General features: G+C 64.7%; 1 protein-coding gene and 1 pseudogene. Both read right to left on the reverse strand.

The features are described from left to right. Positions 1–1,028 (reverse strand): pyruvate kinase (gene pyk / locus C1J00_RS43350; RefSeq protein WP_102914228.1); only part of this gene is annotated, 1,028 nt, incomplete at its 3' end. A gap of 165 nt (positions 1,029–1,193) precedes the next feature. Then, a pseudogene (locus C1J00_RS48510) lies at positions 1,194–1,278 on the reverse strand (SIMPL domain-containing protein); the annotation flags it as partial.

The raw sequence follows: 1,278 nt of genomic DNA on the forward strand, positions 1-1,278 counted from the left end.
GGGAGGCCCTTCGCCAGGATGTCCTCCTCTGCCGCTTCGACGATGCGGGCCATGGTGCGGACCGTTTCGATGGGGTGTTTGCCGACGCTGGTTTCGCCGGAGAGCATGACGGCGTCGGTGCCGTCGATGACGGCGTTGGCGACGTCGGAGGCTTCGGCGCGGGTGGGGCGGGCGTTGTCGATCATCGAGTCGAGCATCTGGGTGGCGACGATGACGGGTTTGGCGTTGCGTTTGGCGAGTTTGATGGCGCGTTTTTGGACGATCGGGACTTGCTCCAGTGGCATTTCGACGCCGAGGTCTCCGCGGGCGACCATGATGCCGTCGAAGGCGGCGACGATGTCGTCGATGTTGTCGACGGCCTGGGGTTTTTCGATTTTGGCGATGACGGGGAGGCGGCGGCCTTCTTCGTCCATGATGCGGTGGACGTCCTGGATGTCGCGGGCGGTGCGGACGAAGGAGAGGGCGATGACGTCGAAGCCGGTGTTCAGGGCCCAGCGGAGGTCGTCTTCGTCTTTTTTGGAGAGGGCGGGGACGGAGAGTGCGACGCCGGGGAGGTTGAGGCCTTTGTGGTCGGAGATGATGCCGCCTTCGAGGACGGTGGTGTGGACGTGGGGGCCGTCCACTGCGGTGACTTCGAGGCTGACTTTGCCGTCGTCGACGAGGATGCGTTCGCCGGTGGTGACGTCGGTGGCGAGGTCGGCGTAGGTGGTGCCGCAGATGTGGCCGTCGCCTTCGGTGCCGTCTTCGACGGTGATGGTGAAGGTGTCGCCGCGTTCGAGGAGTACGGGGCCTTCGGTGAAGCGGCCGAGTCGGATTTTCGGGCCTTGGAGGTCGGCGAGGAGGCCGACGCTGCGGCCGGTTTCGTCTGCGGCTTTGCGGACCCGGTGGTAGCGCTCCTCGTGTTCGGCGTGGCTGCCGTGGCTGAGGTTGAGGCGGGCTACGTCCATTCCGGCGTCGACCAGGGTTTTGATCTGGTCGTAGGAGTCGGTGGCGGGTCCCAGGGTGCAGACGATTTTTGCTCGGCGCATGGGACGAGCTTATGAGTTACCGACTGGTAGGGAATTGGTGGGGCGCGGCCACCCAACGGATTGTGGGGTGAGTCCTATTGACGCGTGTTGAATTGTGCGGTGGGGCGCTCTGATGAGCACTCGGCCGTAATTCGGTCGTGTTTTCGGATTTCCGCTCAGGGGTCTTTACAGCTGCGGCGGCACCATGGTGAAGCGGGCGTTGATCTGGGCGTGGACGTGTTGGCGTTGGGGTTCGAGGTCGAGGGGGGCG

It is taken from the genome of Streptomyces cahuitamycinicus (genome assembly GCF_002891435.1).
Taxonomy (GTDB): domain Bacteria; phylum Actinomycetota; class Actinomycetes; order Streptomycetales; family Streptomycetaceae; genus Streptomyces; species Streptomyces cahuitamycinicus.